18 protein-coding genes and 1 tRNA gene are annotated in these 19,656 nt (G+C 68.2%); 12 read left to right on the top strand and 7 right to left on the bottom strand.

Features of this window, described 5'->3' with window-relative positions:
- The first annotated feature begins 49 nt into the window (after positions 1-49).
- From AC3ENO_RS12775 to der, 7 genes are read left to right on the top strand one after another with little or no spacing between them, the layout of a single operon-like run.
- Entirely contained in the window at positions 50-979 is a 930-nt protein-coding gene (locus tag AC3ENO_RS12775) for a ParA family protein (protein ID WP_434970982.1), read from the top strand.
- The gene (locus AC3ENO_RS12770; RefSeq protein ID WP_434971029.1) at positions 969-1,835 is read left to right on the top strand and encodes a segregation and condensation protein A; all 867 of its coding nucleotides are present in this window, start codon (positions 969-971) and stop codon (positions 1,833-1,835) included. The genes AC3ENO_RS12775 and AC3ENO_RS12770 overlap by 11 nt, the downstream gene beginning before the upstream one ends.
- A complete protein-coding gene (gene scpB / locus AC3ENO_RS12765; RefSeq protein ID WP_434970981.1) occupies positions 1,825-2,409 on the top strand; it encodes an SMC-Scp complex subunit ScpB in 585 nt (194 codons plus the stop codon). Before AC3ENO_RS12770 ends, scpB begins: the two co-directional genes overlap by 11 nt.
- Positions 2,406-3,212, top strand: a complete 807-nt coding sequence (locus AC3ENO_RS12760) for a pseudouridine synthase (protein WP_434970980.1) — start codon at positions 2,406-2,408, stop codon at positions 3,210-3,212. The genes scpB and AC3ENO_RS12760 overlap by 4 nt, the downstream gene beginning before the upstream one ends.
- On the top strand, positions 3,209-4,342 hold the full coding sequence (locus AC3ENO_RS12755; protein WP_434970979.1) for a prephenate dehydrogenase: 1,134 nt from the start codon (positions 3,209-3,211) through the stop codon (positions 4,340-4,342). Before AC3ENO_RS12760 ends, AC3ENO_RS12755 begins: the two co-directional genes overlap by 4 nt.
- Positions 4,335-5,087: a (d)CMP kinase gene (gene cmk, locus AC3ENO_RS12750; RefSeq protein ID WP_434970978.1), complete on the top strand. Its 753-nt coding sequence runs from the start codon at positions 4,335-4,337 to the stop codon at positions 5,085-5,087. Before AC3ENO_RS12755 ends, cmk begins: the two co-directional genes overlap by 8 nt.
- Positions 5,087-6,625, top strand: coding sequence for a ribosome biogenesis GTPase Der (gene der, locus AC3ENO_RS12745; RefSeq protein WP_434970977.1), 1,539 nt, complete (start codon positions 5,087-5,089; stop codon positions 6,623-6,625). Before cmk ends, der begins: the two co-directional genes overlap by 1 nt.
- Positions 6,626-6,635: 10 nt before the next feature.
- On the opposite strand, the gene AC3ENO_RS12740 is transcribed toward der, so the two are convergent.
- The 3 genes from AC3ENO_RS12740 to AC3ENO_RS12730 are packed head-to-tail and all read right to left on the bottom strand — an operon-like array spanning position 6,636 to position 9,456.
- On the bottom strand, positions 6,636-6,803 hold the full coding sequence (locus AC3ENO_RS12740) for a hypothetical protein (protein WP_434970976.1): 168 nt from the start codon (positions 6,801-6,803) through the stop codon (positions 6,636-6,638).
- 53 nt (positions 6,804-6,856) lie between these two features.
- On the bottom strand, positions 6,857-7,609 hold the full coding sequence (locus tag AC3ENO_RS12735) for an anaerobic ribonucleoside-triphosphate reductase activating protein (protein ID WP_488185782.1): 753 nt from the start codon (positions 7,607-7,609) through the stop codon (positions 6,857-6,859).
- A complete protein-coding gene (locus AC3ENO_RS12730; protein WP_434970974.1) occupies positions 7,606-9,456 on the bottom strand; it encodes a ribonucleoside triphosphate reductase in 1,851 nt (616 codons plus the stop codon). Before AC3ENO_RS12730 ends, AC3ENO_RS12735 begins: the two co-directional genes overlap by 4 nt.
- A 449-nt stretch (positions 9,457-9,905) precedes the next feature.
- Here AC3ENO_RS12730 and AC3ENO_RS12725 point away from each other — a divergent pair, with 449 nt between their 5' ends.
- Positions 9,906-11,495, top strand: a complete 1,590-nt coding sequence (locus AC3ENO_RS12725) for a transposase (RefSeq protein ID WP_488185781.1) — start codon at positions 9,906-9,908, stop codon at positions 11,493-11,495.
- Here the strand turns inward: AC3ENO_RS12725 and AC3ENO_RS12720 are convergent.
- On the bottom strand, positions 11,390-12,796 hold the full coding sequence (locus AC3ENO_RS12720) for an HNH endonuclease signature motif containing protein (RefSeq protein WP_434970972.1): 1,407 nt from the start codon (positions 12,794-12,796) through the stop codon (positions 11,390-11,392). The two genes, AC3ENO_RS12725 and AC3ENO_RS12720, sit on opposite strands and share 106 nt — an antisense overlap.
- Before the next feature lie 269 nt (positions 12,797-13,065).
- On the opposite strand from AC3ENO_RS12720, the gene AC3ENO_RS12715 reads away from it, so the two are divergent.
- Positions 13,066-15,546 carry an FAD-dependent oxidoreductase gene (locus AC3ENO_RS12715; RefSeq protein WP_434970971.1) on the top strand — a complete coding sequence of 827 codons (2,481 nt, stop codon included), beginning with the start codon at positions 13,066-13,068 and terminating at the stop codon, positions 15,544-15,546.
- Positions 15,547-15,685: 139 nt separating this feature from the next.
- Positions 15,686-16,609, top strand: coding sequence for an NUDIX domain-containing protein (locus tag AC3ENO_RS12710; RefSeq protein ID WP_434970970.1), 924 nt, complete (start codon positions 15,686-15,688; stop codon positions 16,607-16,609).
- An 8-nt stretch (positions 16,610-16,617) separates the two neighbouring features.
- Here AC3ENO_RS12710 and AC3ENO_RS12705 read toward each other — a convergent pair whose 3' ends face one another.
- Positions 16,618-16,992, bottom strand: coding sequence for an RNA-binding S4 domain-containing protein (locus tag AC3ENO_RS12705; RefSeq protein ID WP_434970969.1), 375 nt, complete (start codon positions 16,990-16,992; stop codon positions 16,618-16,620).
- Positions 16,989-17,708, bottom strand: a complete 720-nt coding sequence (locus tag AC3ENO_RS12700) for a lysoplasmalogenase family protein (RefSeq protein ID WP_434970968.1) — start codon at positions 17,706-17,708, stop codon at positions 16,989-16,991. The genes AC3ENO_RS12705 and AC3ENO_RS12700 overlap by 4 nt, the downstream gene beginning before the upstream one ends.
- 109 nt (positions 17,709-17,817) lie before the next feature.
- Between AC3ENO_RS12700 and trxA the strand changes: the two genes are divergently transcribed.
- The gene (gene trxA / locus AC3ENO_RS12695) at positions 17,818-18,246 is read left to right on the top strand and encodes a thioredoxin (RefSeq protein ID WP_488185780.1); all 429 of its coding nucleotides are present in this window, start codon (positions 17,818-17,820) and stop codon (positions 18,244-18,246) included.
- A gap of 70 nt (positions 18,247-18,316) precedes the next feature.
- Positions 18,317-18,393, top strand: a tRNA-Pro gene (locus tag AC3ENO_RS12690).
- A gap of 160 nt (positions 18,394-18,553) precedes the next feature.
- Here the strand turns inward: AC3ENO_RS12690 and AC3ENO_RS12685 are convergent.
- Positions 18,554-19,651: an IS1249 family transposase gene (locus AC3ENO_RS12685; protein ID WP_488185783.1), complete on the bottom strand. Its 1,098-nt coding sequence runs from the start codon at positions 19,649-19,651 to the stop codon at positions 18,554-18,556.
- Positions 19,652-19,656 lie beyond the last annotated feature (5 nt).

Raw genomic sequence — 19,656 nt, 5'->3', positions numbered from 1 at the left:
GCACGCCTCGCGGCCGGTGAACGCTCGGTGACTAGAATCGGGGCACGACATGGCGAAGGCAGGAGAGTCGGTGGCGGGCAGCAAGCCGGGGACAAAGCGCAACGGAGCAGCATCCGGGGCGGCAGCGTCCGCCGATTCCGACATCCTCGGACCGACCGGCCGTCCCTACCGGGGCTTCGACACTCCGCCACCTCTCCAGACCCACGGGCCCGCTCGCATCATTGCGCTATGCAACCAGAAGGGCGGCGTCGGCAAGACCACGACGACGATCAACCTCGCCGCCTCGCTCGCGGAGTACGGGCGCACCGTGCTGGCCGTCGACTTCGACCCGCAGGGCGCGCTCTCGGCGGGGCTCGGCATCCCGACGCATGACATCACGACCGTCTACGACTTGCTGCTGGATCCCAAACGTGACCCGCACGACGCGATCGTGAGCACGTCGGTGGACGGTCTCGATGTCATCCCCGCAAACATCGACCTCTCCGCGGCGGAGGTGCACCTCGTCAATGAGGTGGCCCGCGAGACGATCCTTTCGCGCGTGCTCCGGAAGGTCGCGGGGGAGTATGACGTCATCCTCATCGACTGCCAGCCCTCGCTCGGTCTGCTCACGGTCAACGCCCTGACCGCGAGTCACGGGGTCATCGTCCCGCTGGAGTGCGAATACTTCGCGCTGCGGGGTGTCGCGCTGCTGATCGAGACGATCGACAAGGTGCGGGATCGTCTGAACCCCGACATCCGTCTCGACGGGCTGCTGGCCACGATGTATGACCCCCGCACACTGCACTCGCGGGAAGTGCTCGAACGCGTCGTGGAGGCCTTCGGCGACGATGTCCTCGAGACCGTGATCGGTCGCACCGTGAAGTTCCCGGATGCATCAGTCTCGGGCATGCCGATCACGACGTTCGCTCCCGAACACGCCGCGGCGCAGGCCTACCTGCGGCTCGCGCGAGAGCTCGTCGCCCGTGGCGCTGTCGCCTGACCCCGACGTCGCACCCGACGCGCCTGACGTAGCCGACGCGCCCGGACCCGCGGCGGCCGGGATGACGGAGACCGGCGACGGGTTCCGGGTCTCGCTGGACGTGTTCGACGGCCCGTTCGATCTGCTCCTGACCCTCATCACGAAGCGGGAACTCGACATCACCGATGTCGCCCTGAGCGCGGTCACGAACGAGTTCATCGCCCACGTGCGCGCCCTCGGACCCGATCACGACCTCGACGAATCGTCGCAGTTCCTGGTCGTGGCGGCCACGCTCCTGGACATGAAGGTGGCGGGTCTGCTTCCGCAGGGGGAGCTGGTGGATGCTGAGAGTGTCGCTCTCTTGGAGGCGCGAGATCTGCTGTTCGCGCGGCTCCTGCAGTACCGCGCGTTCAAGGAGGTCTCAGCCTGGTTCGGTCGAAGCCTCGTCCGCGAGGACCGTCGCCACGCACGCACGGTGCGGCTGGACGCGAAGTATCGCGAAGCCGTACCCGAACTGGTCTGGACCCTCTCCCCGGAGGATTTCGCGGCCCTCGCGATGCTCGCGTTCGCGCCCAAGGAGATCCCGCAGGTCGGGCTCGATCATCTGCATGCGCCGCTTGTCAGCATCCGGGAACAGGCGGCCGTCGTCGTCACTCTCCTGCGGGATGCGGGCTCGCTGAACTTCCGAGACCTGATCGCGGGCGTGGATCAGCCCGGGATCGTCGTGGCCCGGTTCCTTTCGGTTCTCGAGCTGTACCGGCATGCGGCGCTCTCGTTCGAGCAGCTGGAGCCGTTGGGGGAGCTGACGCTGCGATGGACCGCCGAGCGGTGGTCCGACGAGAATCTTGCGACACTGGGAGCCGACTATGACCGATGACACTTCTCCGCCGCCGGTCGCCGATATCACGCGGCGGCTCGAGGCGATCATGATGATCCTCGATGAGCCGCACAGCCTCGTGAGCCTCGCATCGGCCGTGGGCGCGCCGGTTCCCGCCGTACGTCAAGCGATCGAGACCCTCGTGGCCGACTACGACGGCGAGAGCGGCGGACCGCGCCGCGGGTTCGAACTGCGCGAGGTCGGCGGCGGCTGGCGGCTGTACGTGCGCGAAGAGTTCGATGACCTCGTGAGCGAGTTCGTGGGGACCCAGGCGCCCTCGCGGCTGTCGCAGGCGGCGCTCGAGACCCTCGCGGTGATTGCGTACAAGCAGCCGGTCACGCGCGGACAGGTCGCCGCGATCCGCGCCGTCAACGTCGACTCGGTCGTCCGCACCCTTCTTGCGCGCGGGCTGATCACCGAGGTGTTCACCGACCCCGACACGGGCGCCATCCACTACGGCACGACGGATGCGCTGCTGGTGAACCTCGGGATCAACTCGCTCGACGAGCTGCCCCACATCTCGCCTCTGCTCGACGACGGAGCCGACGGTTTCGCGGGGGAGTCGATCCGATGACGGGCCCGGATGTCGGCGGGCCCGGTGAGGAAGGCGTGCGCCTGCAGAAGGTGCTTGCCGCCGCGGGGGTCGCATCCCGTCGCGTGTCGGAGCAGCTCATCGCGGCCGGCCGCGTGCGCGTGAACGGTCGGGTCGTGACCGAGCTCGGATCTCGTATCGATCCGACGACGGACCTCGTGGATGTCGACGGGGTCGCGGTCCAGCTCGACGAGAGCAAGCGGTACGTCATGCTCAACAAGCCGCGCGGTGTCGTCAGCTCAATGCGCGATGAGCGCGGCAGACCGGATCTGCAGCAGTACACACGGGAATGGACCGAGCGGCTTTTCAACGTCGGGCGACTGGATGCCGACACGAGCGGGCTTCTCGTCCTCACGAACGACGGCGACCTGGCTCACGTCCTCTCCCACCCCTCGTTCGGTGTCACGAAGGTATACATCGCCAAGGTCGAGGGGCGCGTGACTGCCCAGACGATCTCCCGGCTGACGAAGGGCATCACGCTCGAGGACGGTCCGATCGCCGCAGACAAGGCGCGGCTGTTGTCGACATCCGATGCCGGGGGCGGTTCGCTCGTCGAGCTCACGCTGCATTCGGGGCGCAACCGCATCGTGCGCCGCATGATGGCCGAGGTCGGCCATCCGGTCGTGGAGCTGGTGCGCCGCCAGTTCGGGCCCCTGCACCTGGGGAGCCTGCCCGTCGGGGCAGTGAGGGAGTTGACTACAGTGGAACGCGGCGCATTGCTGACTCTCGCGCGCCGCGAGGTCGACGACTCTTCGTCTGCCGATTCCCAGGAGACCTCCCCGTGACCACCACCGATCCGTTCGCCCTCCCCGGCGGCGATGCGTTGACGCCGCGCGTGACCGGCACGGTCCGTGTCGTCGGTGCGGGGCTTCTCGGCGCAAGCGTCGGTCACGCCCTGCGAGCGCTGGGTGTGGATGTCGTGCTCGAGGACTCTTCGCCGTCGCAGTTGCGTTTGGCGATCGACTACGGTGCGGGCCGGGCGGCGCGCCCGGACGATGTCCCGGCGCTGATCGTCGTCGCGGTTCCACCGGATGTCGTCGCCGACGTCGTGGAGCGAGAACTGCGTACCTACCCCGAGGCTGTCGTGACGGACGTTGCGAGTGTCAAGCTGGAACCGCTTCGGGAACTGCTCGAACGGGGTGTGGACCTCACCCACTACATCGGTTCGCACCCGCTTGCCGGTCGTGAACGCGGCGGCGCGATCGCGGCGCGCGCGGATCTGTTCGTCGGTCGCCCGTGGGTGGTGTGTCGCGACGGAAAGACCCCGGCATCCGACCTCGCTCTCGTCGAGGCGCTGGCGCTCGATCTCGGCGCGATGCCGATCGAGATGAGTCCCGAGGATCACGACCGCTCGGTCGCGCTCGTCTCCCACGTACCTCAGTTGGTCGCGAGCCTGCTGGCGGGACGGTTCACCGATGCGCCTGAGGGCGCGCTGCGGCTCGCCGGCCAGGGAGTGCGGGACACGACGCGGATCGCTGCGTCCGCGCCCGAACTGTGGGTGCAGATCCTCGCCGCCAATTCCGCGCCCGTCGTCGATATCCTCGATGCGCTGTCGCAGGACCTCGCGACCGTCGCCGCGGCGTTGCGTTCCCCGGAGCTCCCCGGCGCGCGCCGGGAGATCGCCGACACGATCCGCCGCGGCAACGTGGGTGTGGAGCGGCTGCCGGGCAAGCACGGTCAGAACCGTCGGTTCGCGTCGCTCGTGGTGATGGTCGATGACACCGCGGGGCAGCTCGGGCGCCTGTTCGGCGATCTCGGCGCCCTCCAGGTCAACGTCGAGGACTTCCGGCTCGAGCATTCTCCCGGAGCCCCCTTCGGCCTTGCCGAGATAGCCGTCGCGCCTTCCGTGCTGCGCGATGCGACCGCCGGTCTCGAAGAGCGCGGATGGAAGATCGCGAGCACCACCAATGACTGATTCCTCCCCCTTCGTCGCAGAGCCGGCCGAGTCCGACGTCGTGATCGTCGCGGTGGACGGGCCCGCAGGAAGCGGCAAGTCCAGCGTCTCGAAGCAGGTCGCCCGGGCCCTCGGCTTCGGCTACCTCGACACGGGAGCCGCCTACCGCGCTCTGGCGTGGCACGCGCTGGCACGCGAGGTCGACACCTCCGACGCCACCGCGGTGCTCGAGGCGGCGAGCGATTTCGATTTCCGCATCTCGCTCGACCCCGACGACTATTGGGTGCGATCGGGGGAGACGGATGTCACCGCGGCCATCCGTGAGCAGCGGGTGACGGATGCCGTCAGCGGCGTCGCTCGCGTGCCCGCCGTTCGCCGGGCGATCACCGCGGCGTTTCGACGTGTGATCGCGGCATCCGGACGCCCGGGAGTGGTCGTGGAAGGGCGAGACATCACGACGGTCGTTGCCCCCGATGCCCCCGCGCGGATTCTGTTGACTGCAGAGCCGGCGGTTCGCGCGGCCCGCCGGAGTGCGGAGCTCACCGGATCGACGGCGGCGGAGGTCGCCGAGGCGCTGCGACGACGAGACTCCTCCGACTCCACCGTGGTCGATTTCCTGACCGCAGCGCCGGGTGTGGTCGTCGTCGATTCGACCGCGCTCGATTTCGATGAGACGGTGGCCGAGGTGCTCGCCGTTGCCCGCCGGGAGCTGGCGCACGCCGCGGACGGGCGCGAACGCGCCAGCGGCACCGACGGGAAGGACTGATGATGAACGACATCCGGGACGATTTCGACGACGAGGCGGCAGGCGACGACAACCTCGCGGACACGCTCGCGGATCTCGACGACGAGCTTGCCGAGCAGCGCGCGGCGGCCCTGCGCGCATCGCTCGAGGACTACGACCTGGACGAGGACGACGCTGCCGTGCTGGCGGGACTCGCTGCCGGCGAGGACGGGATCGAATATCTGCCCGCACTGCCCGTGGTCGCGATCGTCGGGCGGCCGAACGTCGGGAAGTCCGCGCTCGTGAACCGCATCCTCGGCCGGCGCGAAGCGGTCGTCGAGGACACGCCGGGCGTGACCCGCGACCGTGTCACCTACAAGGCCGAGTGGATGGACCGGCGCTTCACGCTGGTCGACACGGGCGGGTGGGAACCCGACGCGAAGGGGATCGACCGCTCGGTCGCGGCGCAGGCGGAGGTCGCGATCGATCTGTCGGATGTCGTGCTGTTCGTCGTGGACGCGATGGTCGGGGCGACCTCGACCGACGAGCACGTCGTGAAGCTGCTGCGGCGCAGCGGCAAGCCCGTGTTCCTCGTCGCCAACAAGATCGACGACGCCCGGCAGGAGCCCGAGGCGGCCGCGCTGTGGAACCTGGGGCTCGGGGAGCCGCATCCGGTCTCGGCCATCCACGGGCGCGGCGTTGCCGATCTGCTCGACGAGCTCATGAAGGTGCTCCCGGATGTCTCGGCTGTCGCCAAGCACGAGATCGGCGGGCCGCGTCGGGTCGCGATCCTCGGCCGCCCGAACGTCGGCAAATCATCGCTGCTCAACAAAGCGGCGGGAGAGGAGCGCGTCGTCGTCAACGACCTGGCCGGCACGACGCGGGACCCCGTCGATGAGGTTGTCGAGATCGGGGGAAGCCTGTGGACCTTCGTCGACACCGCCGGCATCCGTCGTCGGGTGCACCTGCAGCAGGGCGCTGACTTCTATGCGTCGCTTCGAACGTCGGCCGCGCTCGAGAAGGCGGAAGTCGCCGTCGTCGTGCTCGATGTCGGCGAGCCGATCAGCGAGCAGGACGTGCGGATCATCGATCTCGTGCTGGAGTCGGGCCGCGCACTGGTGCTCGCGTACAACAAGTGGGATCTGCTGGCGACGCCGGAGCTGGAGAACCAGGATCGGCGTCGGTACCTCGAGCGCGAGATCGAGCAGGACCTCGCGCACGTGTCGTGGGCGCCCCGCGTCAACATCTCTGCGCGGACGGGCCGGCACCTCGAGAAGCTCGTTCCGGCGCTCGAGACCGCCCTCGCCTCGTGGGATCAGCGGATCCCCACCGGCAAGTTCAATGCGTTCCTCGCCGAGCTGGTCGCCGAGCACCCGCATCCGGTCCGGGGCGGCAAGCAACCCCGCATCCTGTTCGGCACGCAGGCGGCCACGCGCCCGCCGACCTTCGTGCTGTTCACGACCGGGTTCCTCGACCCGGGCTACCGCCGGTTCATTCAGCGGCGGCTGCGGGAGCTGTTCGGGTTCGAGGGCACGCCCATCGTGCTGAACATGCGGGTCCGGGAGCGTCGCCAGCGCTGACCGGCGCGCCTCAGTCGCCGTCGACCTTCGCGGGCGGCAGGTCCTGGAGGTGCGAGCGGTCGTCGCCGGGGTCTCCGGTTCCCTTGTCGGTCCCGCCGAAGTCGCGGTCTTCCCACTGTCCGTGCGTCTCCCCGTTTTCGGGGGTTTCGATCATTTCGTGGTCTTGTGCGTTTCCCATGGCGCCACCCGAGCACGTGCGTGTGGCCCAGACGAGGGTCTTGACATCCGGGCTCAGCGGGTGATCACGCGCATCACGGAGCCGTCGAACTCGTCCGCGACCGTGGTCACCAGGTCGGGGTGACCCGAGTGCGCGGGAACGGCGCGGTTGCTGCTCGCACGGGTACCGGTCGCCCGGGCCCGCTGCAGCGCCCACCGGGTGACCCCCTCGTCCCGCAGCTGCACTCCGAGCGCGCGGAGTCGAGCGGCATCGGTGAGGGACGGATGCACCGTCGTGCGCACCTCATAGTCCAGGGGGCGATCGCTCGGTTCACGCCGGCGCGCCGCGTCGAGGACGAGTCGCAGGGACCGCCACGCGTGCGTGCCGCTGCCGCGCCGTGCCGTGACCGTGGCGTAGTCGGCAGCGGATGCCTTGATGTCGAGGCCGACCCAGTCCACGGCAGGGAGCACGGCATCGAGCCGCTGGGGGAACGCCCCTGCGGTGTGAAACCCGATGCGCATGCCGATGCGCCTCGCGTCGAGCGCGGCAGCCCCGAGCGCGGCCTGCATCGTCGGCTCTCCGCCCGAGAAGACCACGCCGTCGAGGTGCGTTCGTCGCTCATCGAGAAAGCCCAGGACCTCGCGCCACTCCAGCACGCCGTCGCGGTGCGGATCGAGAAGATCAGGGTTGTGGCAGTAGACGCAGTCCCACGGGCATCCCTGCAGAAACACGGTCGCAACGAGGCGATCAGGCCAGTCCGACCCCGAGAACCGCGACAACCCTGCGATGCGCAGCGCACCGGCCGTGACGCTCATCGGCGCGCTCATGGCCGATGCGCCGCCACGGGCGGGATCTCGGGGGCGACTCGGGACGCGTCGAAGTAGACGCGCTCGGCCGCTTCGCCCTGCTTTCCGACGTTGAACGAGGACACGGGGCGGAAGTAGCCCATCACGCGGGTCCACACTTCGCTCTCGGCGCCGCAGTCCGGGCACTGCGGGTGATCGCCTGACACGTAGCCGTGACGCGGGCAGATGGAGAATGTCGGCGTCACGGTCAGGTACGGCAGGCGGAACTGTTCCAGCGACCGGCGTACGAGCGCCTTGCAGACGGCTGCCGACGCCACCGCTTCGCCCAGATACAGGTGAAGGACGGTGCCGCCGGTATAGAGCTGCTGCAGCGGCTCCTGCAGCGTCATCGCCTCGAAGGGATCGTCGGTGAAGCCGACCGGCAGTTGCGAGGAGTTCGTGTAGTACGGATGATCGGCGGTGCCGGCGTGACGGATGCCATCGGTGCCCTCGCCGAACCGCGCGATGTCCAGCCGTGCGAACCGGTAGGTCGCGCTCTCGGCCGGGGTCGCTTCGAGGTTGTACATGTGGCCGGTCTGCTCCTGTGTCTCCACCATGCGGGCACGGACATGTTCGAGCAGCCACGTCGCCAGTTCCCTGCCGTCGGCATCCGCGATGTCGTGAGCGTCGAGCGTGAAGTTGCGGACGAACTCGTTGATGCCGTTGACGCCGATCGTGGAGAAGTGGTCGTCGAGATTTCCGAGGTAGTGCTTCGTGTAGGGGAAAAGACCGCCCTCGATGTGTCTGCCGATCTCGGCGCGTTTGGCCTCGAGACTGTCGCGGGCGATATCGATCAGATCGTCGAGGCGGTCGAGGACGCCGTGACGGTCACCGGGGTAGAGGTAGCCGAGGCGCGCGCAGTTGATCGTGACGACACCGATCGATCCCGTCTGCTCCGCCGAACCGAACAACCCATTGCCGCGCTTGAGCAGTTCCGTCAGGTCGAGCTGCAGCCGGCAGCACATCGACCGGATCATGTGGGGGTCGAGGTCGGAGCTGATGAAGTTCTGGAAGTACGGGAGTCCGTACCGAGCGGTCATCGCGAACAGGGCGTCGACGTTGGGGTCGTCCCAGTCGAAGTCTCGCGTGATGTTGTAGGTCGGGATCGGGAAGGTGAAGGCGCGACCGTCCGCATCCCCCGCCGCATACACGTCGATGAACGCCCGATTGATGAGCGCCATCTCCTCGCGAAGATCGCCGTACACGAAGTCCTGCAGCACGCCGCCGATGAGCGGCCGTTGGGTGGCAAGGTCGTCAGGGCAGGTCCAGTCGAACGTGAGGTTCGTGAACGGAGTCTGCGTTCCCCACCGCGAAGGCACGTTGAGGTTGAAGACGAGTTCTTGCACGGCCTGTCTTACCTGTTCATATGACAGACCGTCGATGCGGACGAACGGGGCGAGGTAGGTGTCGACGGAGCTGAACGCCTGCGCGCCGGCCCACTCGTTCTGCAACGTCCCGAGGAAGTTCACCATCTGGCCTGCCGCTGCCGACAGGTGTCGAGGCGGTGCGGACGAAATCCGACCCGGGACGCCGTTGAACCCCTGCTCCAGCAGCGCGCGAAGCGACCACCCGGCACAGTAGCCCGCGAACATGTCGAGGTCGTGGATGTGGATGTCGCCCTCACGGTGCGCTGCCCCGGCGGCGGGGGAGTACACCTCGTCGAGCCAGTAGTTCGCGATGATCTTGCCCGCGGTGTTGAGGATCATTCCCCCGAGCGAGTAGCCCTGGTTGGCGTTGGCGTTCACCCGCCAGTCCGACCGTGAGAGGTACTCGTTGATCGTTTCGGATACCGCGACGGTTCGCGGCGACGCGGCGGTGCGGGCGGTCATTCGGTGCTCCTCGGGGCGGGCTTGCGTATCGGGGTGGTGATCACAGGATCGGTGGGGCTGCCACTATATGCAGGGTGCGTTCGTGAGTACGACACAATATGTGGTGGTGCACATGGTCAGACCACAGTCCTCGTCGCCTCGTTGTGGCGTCACACATGATCGCGTGTCGGTCCCGCCGTTCACGCGTCTCGGGAGTAGTGACGCTCAGAACGGTGCGGGTTCGCCGTCGGGCACGAAGCGTACGGCGGGTGCCGGAGTGTCGTCGTAGCGCCGGCCGATCGGACTGGTCCATTCGAGTGTGCCGTCCGCGCGTTGCGTGACAGTCCAGGCGGTGTGGTGTTTGAGGGTGTGATGTCGCCTGCACAGGTGAGGCTGTCGCATGAATCTGCAGGTGATCGAGCGCGTCTGGGGTGGGTTTATGCCTGGTCAGGGGATGATTAGGTGTGGTCGTGAATGTGCGTTTGGGTGATCGGGATCAGGGGTTTCTGCTGCCGCCGTCGGTGCGGGATTGGTTACCGGAGGATCATCTGGCGTTCTTTGTGATCGATGTGGTCGCGGAGTTGGATTTGACGGCGTTCTACGCCGCGTTCCGCGCTGACGGGCGCGGCGGGGCCGTCTACGACCCGGAGATGATGCTCGGCGTGCTGATCTACGCGTACTGCACCGGGGAGCGCTCCTCCCGTCGGATCGAGAAGCGCCTGGTCGAGGACGTCGCCTACCGGGTGATCGCGGTGAATCAGTCCCCCGATCACGCGACGTTGGCGCGGTTCCGGGCACGTCACCAGGACGCGATCGCAGGGCTGTTCTCCCAGGTCCTCGGGCTCTGCGTGAAGGCCGGGCTGGTGGACGCGGGACTGGTCGCGATCGACGGGACGAAGATCGAAGCGGACGCGTCGTACTTCGCCAACCGTACCCGCGACGAGCTGGCAGCTGCGGTCCTGGCCGAGGCGGCCGCCACCGACGCTGCGGAGGACGAGCAGCTCGGGGATCGCTCAGGGTCCGAGCTGCCGGACGACTGGGCTGGCGGGCAGGACCGGCGGGGCCGGATCCGGGCGGCGCTGGCAGAGCTGGAGGGTCAGCCGGCGCGGGACTACGAGGCGCGGGTCGCGGAGCGGGCGGCGAAGGAAGCCGCCACCGGGAAGGGCCTGAGAGGGCCGAAGCCGTTGAAGGAGCCGGCGCGGCGGGCACTGCCGCGGAGGGCGAACACGACCGATCCGCACTCGCGGATCATCGCCACCAATGGCACAGGGGTGATGCAGGGCTATAACGCCCAGACCGCCGCGACGACGGGGCAGATCGTCGTGGCCGCGGAGGTCACCGCGACCACGAACGACCAGCCCCACTTCATCCCGATGGCCCAAGCAGTCATGGAGAACCTCGCCGAGACCGGCGCCGGGAAGGTCTGCACGTTCGTCGCGGACGCGGGCTATTGGACGGCAGCCAGCGGCACTGCCGACGTCGGCGCGGACGTGTTGATCGCGACGCGGAAACCGGCCTGGCGTCGAGGCGAGACCCCCGATGATGACACGCTCGCCATCCTGGCGAAGGTGAACCGCGGGGAGCTGTCCCTTCGGCAGGCCGGGGACATCCTCGGCGTCTCTTACACCTGGGTCAGAGACAAGACCAAACGCTACTTCGGCAAAGACGGGCCACGGCAAGCCCGCACCGCCCAACCCGAACCCGACGAATGGATGCCCGTGATCGAGAAACTCGCCCGAGGAGAGATCTCCCAGCGGGCCGCGATCGACGAACTCCAGGTCTCCCAGGGGCGGGTCAAGGCCATGCTCGCCCACGTCCGAGGCGAAGCTGTCGAGCCGGAGATCGCCCGCCGGGCCATGGACGCCAAGCTCGCCACCGAAACAGGGTCCGAGGCCTACCGGAAACGGCAGCACAGCATCGAACCCGTCTTCGGAAACATCAAAGCCAACCTCGGCTACCGACGCTTCACACGACGAGGAATACCCGCAGTCCACGCCGAATGGCGGCTGATCTGCAGCGCCCACAACCTCCTCAAACTCCACACCGCGACCACCGCCTGAACGACGGGCACCCCGCCCCGCCGCCCCCGGCTCATCCGAACCCGAGCAGATTCATGCGACAGCCTCAGGTGTGCGAGATTCCTCGATTCCGTGGGTCCGCCGCGGGCAGCGTCGGCGGTGTGGTCGATGTCGCACAGTCGGGCGGGGCGGCGGCATCCGGGGAACCGACAGTGCTCGTCGCGGGCGGAGAGGTAGCGCTTCAGTTTTCTGTCGGGTCGGTATCGGTCCACCGCGACGGGCAGGCCGGTTTCGGCGTCGGTGAAGACGCGGTCCCATCCGGGAGCCTGGGTGGCGAGATCGCGAACGAGGGCGGGATCGACGGGTCCGTAGCCGGCGAGGATGCCGGGCTCGTCGGTGACTCCGGCGAGGGAGCGGAGCGGGATCGTGACCTGGACGCGACCCGTGATCCGCGCCGTGACGTCGGGGTCACCGTGCCCGGTAGGGGTTGCTGTCAGGAGGAGGTCGGTGAGGGCGTCGGCGCGGAGTTGATCCATCGTGCGCGCTTCGATCCGGCCGGCTTCGTCGGATTCCTCAGCGCCGGCAGTGCTCACATCGTGGTCGACGGTGGCTGCTGTCGCGCTCTGCTCTTCGGCGCGGTTCGCGTTGGGCCGCTCAACCGTGTCGCTATCGCGGACGTGGCGGGCGATCTGGGTGAGACGGTCGTGGATTGCGTAAGCGAGGGGCGCGGGGAGATCTGCGACTAAGCGGGCCAGTCCGTCGCTCAGGTCGTGCACGACGACGGTGCGGGCCTGGGTGGCGAGGCGGCGCAGCTGCGCAGGAGAGTCGGGATCGAGCGTCGCGGCGATCGCGCGCGCGGCGGCCCGCAGGCGGTTCGGAGTCTCATGACGCGCGATGTCGAGGACGAGCTTCTCGTACCGCGAGCGGGCGCGGTCATCGCCGATTCCGGCTCCCGCGTCGACGATGACACGCACATGCGCGGCATCCACATCCCCGCGCTCCCACGCGACCTGCGTGTCGGGGAACCGGTCGGTGAGAGTCGTCGCCTCACCCATTCGGGTCTGTACGGTGCGGTCGCTCACCCTCATGGCGGCGCCCAGCTCGGCGGCGATCTCGCGGATGCCGAGATCCGACCCGGACCGAGATGCTCCGAGTTCTCCGGCCCGCTCGAGCGCGAGATCGACCCCGTACGCCAGCAGCCGCGCTTCCCTCGCCTGCAATGCCGCGATCTTCCGTCGCGTTTCCGCGACATCCGCGACCAATGCCCGCATCCGTCCGTGGACACGCGAGCCGCCTCGAGCTCGTGCCCGGATGGAGGAGGTGAGGGATGCGGGGTCGCCCATGCTGCTCCGAGGATCGAGGAGCCGGATGGCTCCGCCGGAAGCGCTCTTTGGGCACGTGCGCTGGTACAGATGAGTATAGAACAAAGTTTCGAGTAATACAAGTCGCCGGCGCATCGCGAGTGTGTCGGGGGGAGAGTCGGAGGACCTTGGACCCTGATGCGCCCGATACCCCCGGGAGTACCGTCGGGACGGGATGCGAGGACGGGCGCCCGACCACCTCCGGCGTCCGCATCCGGATGCCACCGCTGAGCCACATGAAGGAGAACGCCATGAAGATCGTCGTCGTCGGAGGAGTCGCCGGAGGGGCATCCGTTGCTGCCCGTGCCCGTCGCCTGGACGAGTCAGCCGAGATCGTGGTGCTCGAGCGCGGCGACTATGTCTCGTTCGCCAACTGTGGCCTGCCCTACCACATCGGTGGCGTGATCGCCGATCGGAGTCGCCTCCTGCTGCAGACGCCCGAGAGCCTGCGTGAGTCTCTCGACATCGACGTCCGGGTCGGGCAGGACGTCATCGCCGTGGACCGAGCCGCGAAGACCGTCACCGTGCGCGAAGTCGCCACCGGCCGCGAGTACACCGAGGCCTACGACGCCCTCGCCCTATGCCAGGGGGCCGACCCGTTGCAGCTTCCGCTTCCCGGGATCGACCTTCCCGGCATCCATACGCTGCGAAACATCGCCGACATGGATGCCATCAAGTCGCGCCTCGACGAAGCGTTGGCCGCCGCTGCGGCGAAGGGCCGCGCCGCCAAGACGGTGGTCATCGGTGCCGGCTACATCGGCATCGAGATGGCCGAGAACCTCATCCATCGTGGGTCCGACGTGACAATCGTCGAGCTCGCCGACCAGATCCTTCCGCCGCTCGACAAGGACGTGTCCATCCCGGTCGAGCAACACGCACGCGGACGCGGCGTCGAGCTGCAGTTGGGCACGGCCGCCGCTGCCTTCACGCAGGCATCCGACGGGATGCTGCGCGTCGAACTCAACAACGGGCAGTCTCTCGTCGCTGACCTCGTGGTGCTCTCGGCGGGGGTTCGCCCGAACGTGAGTCTGGCCCAGCAGGCGGGACTGGAGATCGGCGAGCGCGGCGGCATCGTCGTCGACACGCACATGCGCACGTCCGACCCGCACATCTGGGCAGCGGGGGATGCCGTCGAGACGGCGCACACCGTGCTCCCTGGGCGGTGGGTCACTCCGCTGGCGGGGCCAGCGAACCGCGAGGCACGCGTCGTGGCCGAGAACATCTGCGGACGAGACACGGAGTATCTCTCGACGCAGGGCACCTCCATCGTCAAGGTGTTCGACATGACCGCCGGCGCGACAGGCGCCAATGAGCGGCAACTCGAGCGTGCCGGCGTGGACTACCTGACCGCGCACGTGCATCCGTCCGGCCACGCCGGCTACTACCCGGGCACTGCCCAGATGCACATCAAGGTGACGTTCGCGCCCTCGGACGGGAGGCTGCTGGGCGCTCAGATCGCGGGGTTCGACGGCGTCGACAAGCGCCTCGACGTCTTCGCCACCGCGATCCGACTCGGCGCGACGGTACACGATCTCGAGCACCTCGAGCTCGCGTACGCGCCGCCGTTCGGGTCGGCGAAGGATCCGGTCAACATGGCGGGGTTCGTCGCGAGTAACGTCCTCAGCGGCGACCTGAAGCTCTGGTACGCGAAGGACTATCCGGCCGCGACCGAAGGATGCCGCATCATCGATGTTCGCACCGAGGTCGAGTACGAGATCTGGCACATCCCCGGGGCGGAGAATGTGCCGCTCGGGACGATCCGCGAGGCGTGCGAGACCTGGGAACGTGACGTCCCGATCCGCCTGTACTGCGCCGTCGGTTTCCGCAGCTACCTCGCGTACCGCGCGCTCGTCCAGCGCGGTTTCACGGATGTGCGGACGCTCTCCGGCGGCTCGACGACGTTCCGCTTCTTCCATGATCTCGAACCCGTCGGGTTCGTGGCCAAGCCCGCCGAGATCCACTACGCCGAGGCATCCGACCTGCTCGCCCAGGCGAAGGGAACCGGCCAGGTGGTCGACCTCGACTGCACGGGGCTTGCGTGTCCTGGCCCGATCATGAGGCTGACCAAGCAGATGGATGAGCTGCAACCCGGCGACGACGTCGTGGTGCACGTCTCGGATCCGGGCTTCGCGCACGACGCTCCCGCGTGGGCAGGCAGCCACGGCCACGAGATGCTCTCGATCTCACCGGAGGGTCCCGGCTATGTCGCGACGTTCCGCAAGGGCGCTGCCCCCGACCGGTCGGGCACGTCCGTGCAGAAGCTGAACCAGACCTCGTTCGTCGTGTTCTCGGGCGACCTCGACAAGGCCATCGCGGCGTTCATCATCGCCAATGGAGCGCTCGCGATGGGGCAGAAGGTCTCGATGTTCTTCACGTTTTGGGGGCTGAACATGCTCCGTCGGCACGATGCGCCGCCGCGCGACAAGAAGCTCATGGATCGGATGTTCGCGATGATGATGCCGTCCGGATCCGATCACCTGCCGTTGTCGCAGATGAACATGGCGGGCATGGGACCCAAGATGATCAAGGACGTGATGCGCCAGCACAACGTCCCGACGCTCGAGGAGCTCATGGAATCGGCGCGCGAGGGCGGCGCGCAGCTGGTGGCCTGCACGATGACGATGGACCTGCTGGGCATCGCCGAGAGCGACCTGCAGGAGGGCATCGACTTCGGCGGCGTCGCCACGTTCCTGGGGGAGGCGCAGAAGTCCGGAACGACCCTGTTCATCTAGGGCTCCGTCGCGCACCGAGCTTCGGTGGCGTCGCGATGCGGGGGTGAGGAGATGGATGTCGCAGAGTGGCGCGACCGAAGCTGGTGAGGAGGGCGCAGGAGTGCGACGGGTGCGGCGCGGTCTGTGACAGGCTGAGATCGTGACGATCGAACCCCCGGAGCCCGGCTCGCCCCGCCGCCCCGCGGGTCCGCGCGATCCGGGTGATGCCTGGGTGATCGCACCGACGGGGGAGCGCTACTGGGGCCGGTTCGGCGCAGCTGGTCTTCTTGCGGTAGATGCCGAGCGCGGCATCCTGCTGCAGCATCGCGTCGGCTGGAGTCATCACGGCGGCACCTGGGCGCTGCCCGGTGGTGCGCGGCACGAGGGCGAAGGTGCCGGGGCAGCTGCGCTCCGAGAGGCGCACGAAGAGGCCTCGGTGCCGCAGGATGCTGTGCGCCAGCGATTCTGGAGCGTGCTGGATCTCGGGGTCTGGACCTACACGACCGTGATTGCGGATGTCTTGGTGGCGTTCGATCCGCACATCGGGGATGCCGAGAGCGTCGCCCTCGAGTGGGTCGCGGTGGACGCCGTCGACGGCCGCCCGCTGCATCCGGCTTTCGCGTCGGCGTGGACGCACCTGCGTCCCTTGTTGTCGGTGCGCCCCGCTGTCGTGATCGATGCGGCGAACGTCGTGGGCTCAGTCCCCGACGGATGGTGGCGCGACCGGGCTGGGGCCGCGGGCAGGCTCATCGATCGGGTGAGGCAGTGGCGCGAACGTGGGGTGGATGCCGCGAAGCTCGAGCTCCCCGGTTCGCTGTGGTTTCCGGAGGTGTCGGTTGTGCTCGAGGGCCAGGCGACGCGTGCGCTCGCGGGTGACGATCACGCAGAGACCGACATCCGGGTCGTGCCCGCGCCCGGTGAAGGGGACGACGAGATCGTCGCCGAAACCCGGCGTCGCATCGCGAGTGGCGAGCAGGTCATCGTCGTGACGAGCGACCGAGGACTCGCCGACCGGGCCGGTGACGAAGGCGCCCGGGTGGTCGGTGCCGGCTGGCTGCTCGGTCAACTCGACGAGAGTGCGTGAACCGGGACTTACTCGGCTGAGCGCCCTCTCAGGCGATCGATGTCGCGCCGCTCCCGCTTGGTGGGTCTGCCCGCACCGCGGTCGCGGACCGGCACGAACGGCGTCTCCTCCCGTGAGGGACGCGGGGGCGTTCGCTCGTCGACGGCGAGCGCCGCTGCCGGTGCGCCGACCCGCTTGGTGAGCAGTTGCTTGACGACCAGGATGCGGTCGAATCCGGCAATGCGGACGCGCAACTCATCGCCGATCCGCACCGGCTGGGCGGCCTTCGCGCGCTCGCCGCCGACGCGGACGTGGCCCGCACGGCAGGCTGCTGTCGCTGCGGACCGGGTCTTGTAGACCCGAACGGCCCACAGCCAGGCATCCACGCGAACGGAATCCGTCACGCCCTCGATTCTCTCGCGGCGCGCGCTGCGTGGGTTGCGATCACGGCTCCGACGGCGATGAGCCCCTGCCCGAGCGTGTAGGTGATCATGACCAGCGCGCTGCTTCCCGACGGCATGGTCTCGGGCAGGAAGAGCCGGAACGCCAGCACGGTATCGGAGATGAGGAAGAACGCCCCGCCCCATGCGATGGCGGGGTGGCAACGAGTCGAGAGCACGGCCGTTCCGCCCAGCACGAGCCCGTAGGCGGCGACGGCTATCGCGAGCGCACCGAGGAATGGCCACAGATAGACGACGAGGACGACCCACCACACGACGTACACCGCTGACCACCACGGCAGCGCCCGCACGGAGAGGAACCGCCAGAACAGCACGATGTAGGCCACGTGCGCCAGGCCGAAGCACAGGAGCATCGCGGGCAGCTCGTCATCGAGGAACGGGAAGAACGTGGCAGCACCGTCGCCGAGCCATGACAGCGCCAGCGCCAGGAACAACAGCGTGTACGGCGATCCCCACTGCGACCCGCGGCCGCCCCAGAGCACCGCGAGAGCCAGGACCGGCATGAGCGCGAGCTTGGTCGGCGCGCTCACGGCATCCCACCCGGCCAGAAGCGCTGTGACGTGCACGATCGAGACCGCGACGTAGGGAAGGAACCCCCACCACCATCGCGGGGAGAGAGCGGATGCGGCGACTCGGGTCGCGGCGGCATCGGTGGTCACAGACACTCCTTCGTGAGGAACCGCTCCCACCCTAGTGCGACGGGAGGTGTCGGAGGGTAGCGCTCGCCGCGTGGCGATCGCGACAATGGCAGATGGAAGGGAGTCAGAAATGGCGGAGTCCTCGGTTGTCACATGCCCCTCGTGCGGGGCGAAGAACCGCGTGCCGTCGGCCCGGTCGGGGAGAGTTCGCTGCGCCTCGTGCCACACCGATCTTCCCTGGCTCGTGGAGGCGGACGACACGTCGTTCGATGCGGTCGTGGGAGACGCGACCCTTCCCGTTCTCGTCGACGTGTGGGCACCCTGGTGCGGTCCGTGCCGGATGGTCTCGCCGATCGTCGAGCAGATGTCGCGCGAATTCGCCGGAAAGCTGAAGGTCGTCAAGGTGAACTCTGACGAGTCTCCGCGTGTCTCGCAGCGTCACGGCATCCAGAGCATTCCGACGCTCCTGCTGTACCGGAACGGCGCCGAACAGTCGAGGCAAATCGGGGCGCTCCCGGCACCGCAGCTGCGTCAGTGGGTGGCCGGCCAGGTCGGTTGACGCCGCCGATTCTCGGCTGGCCGCGCGACCGGCTAAGATAGTGGAGTTGTCCGCGCCTCGGTGCGGACTCCGGGATGTGGCGCAGCTTGGTAGCGCACTTGACTGGGGGTCAAGGGGTCGCAGGTTCAAATCCTGTCATCCCGACCAGGTGAGGCTTACTGCAAACACCGACCCTATGGGCCGGGTTTGGAGGAGCTTCCAGGGTCAACGAAGTAAGGGAGTCGCCCATGTGGGCGGCTCCCTTCTTCTTCGTCTGGTAGTGCTTGGCCCGGGTTATCGGCAAGAAATGGTGGATGGGTCGGGCGTGTCAGTGTTCGCCGATCCATCCTGAGCGGTGCCAGAGGCCTTCTGCGGCGTCGAGGCCTGTGCCGTAGAGCTCGGGCCCGAGGGGTTCCTCGGTCTTCGGTGGGGGCGCTGGCTGTGGGGTCTGGGCGTGCTGGTGGGCGCGGTCCAGGGGGACTTCGCGGAGCAGCAGGAACCATTCTGCGGCGCGGCGGCGGTGCTCGATGGTCATCCCGCGGTGGTGGCGCAGCAGATGTCTGATCTGCGCGTTGATGCCGCCCTCGAGCGGGGATGTGGTGCGGGGGTTGCCGTGCTGGAGGAACGTGAATACGTGTCCGGCTTCGGCGGCGCGGTGCAGGATCGCCCATGCCTTGCGGAGGCGGAGGTGAGTGAACCCGAAGTGGCCGTTGTCGTAGAGGGTGCGCTCCTTGGTGAGGTGTCCGAACTGCTGCCACCACGCTTCGAGGGTGAGTCGCCAGGCGATCGCGGCGTCGATGTCGTGGATGTCGCTGAGGGTCATCGCGATCTGACGTAGCGCTCGGCCGGCTTTCAGACGTGGATTCCTTGTCAGCTCGCGGGTCACGTTCATCTGCAGGTGGAAGATGCACCGTTGCACGGCCGTGTCGGGCCAGGTGTTGGCCAGGGCGGAGCGGACCCCGGAGCCACCGTCGGTGACGACGACCTCCGGTGGCGGGACCTGGGTGAACAGTGCCTCCCACGCGGCCGTGGACTCGCGGGCGGCCCATTGCCAGGCGATCACGTGTCCGGTGTCTGACAGGGCGATCAGCAGGCACCAGGACCCGATCCAGATTCCGTCGACCAGGACGGCGTCGTGGACTTCGCCGGTGACCGGCATGACCGGTTCCAGGTCCCAGCACCAGGCCGTCTGATCGCGGAAGGATCGGCCGGTGCCGCCATCGAGGTCCGCTTGCGTGTGTTTCCCCGTCAGCCAGGTCAGGAACCGGTGGAGTTGCTCACGACGGGTGACGTCTGGGCGGCGGCGAACGCTCGAGGACCCGCAGCCTCTGCAACGCCACCGCTGTGTTCCCGAGGGATGACGGCCGTTCTTCACCAGCCGGGAGCCGCATACCAGACACAAGGTCGTGTTCGACGGAAGGTCCACGACTA

This window comes from Microbacterium sp. bgisy207, assembly GCF_057706855.1.
This window is presented reverse-complemented; position numbering and strand designations above follow the sequence as displayed.

Excerpts from the sequence above, each read along its gene's own strand:
- AC3ENO_RS12760 (WP_434970980.1), top strand. The coding sequence starts at position 2,406 with ATGACGGGCCCGGATGTCGGCGGGCCCGGTGAGGAAGGCGTGCGCCTG.
- cmk (WP_434970978.1), top strand. The coding sequence starts at position 4,335 with ATGACTGATTCCTCCCCCTTCGTCGCAGAGCCGGCCGAGTCCGACGTC.
- der (WP_434970977.1), top strand. The coding sequence starts at position 5,087 with ATGATGAACGACATCCGGGACGATTTCGACGACGAGGCGGCAGGCGAC.
- AC3ENO_RS12730 (WP_434970974.1), bottom strand. The coding sequence starts at position 9,456 with ATGACCGCCCGCACCGCCGCGTCGCCGCGAACCGTCGCGGTATCCGAA.
- AC3ENO_RS12735 (WP_488185782.1), bottom strand. The coding sequence starts at position 7,609 with ATGAGCGCGCCGATGAGCGTCACGGCCGGTGCGCTGCGCATCGCAGGG.
- trxA (WP_488185780.1), top strand. The coding sequence starts at position 17,818 with ATGGCGGAGTCCTCGGTTGTCACATGCCCCTCGTGCGGGGCGAAGAAC.
- scpB (WP_434970981.1), top strand. The coding sequence starts at position 1,825 with ATGACCGATGACACTTCTCCGCCGCCGGTCGCCGATATCACGCGGCGG.
- AC3ENO_RS12775 (WP_434970982.1), top strand. The coding sequence starts at position 50 with ATGGCGAAGGCAGGAGAGTCGGTGGCGGGCAGCAAGCCGGGGACAAAG.
- AC3ENO_RS12720 (WP_434970972.1), bottom strand. The coding sequence starts at position 12,796 with ATGGGCGACCCCGCATCCCTCACCTCCTCCATCCGGGCACGAGCTCGA.
- AC3ENO_RS12740 (WP_434970976.1), bottom strand. The coding sequence starts at position 6,803 with ATGGGAAACGCACAAGACCACGAAATGATCGAAACCCCCGAAAACGGG.
- AC3ENO_RS12715 (WP_434970971.1), top strand. The coding sequence starts at position 13,066 with ATGAAGATCGTCGTCGTCGGAGGAGTCGCCGGAGGGGCATCCGTTGCT.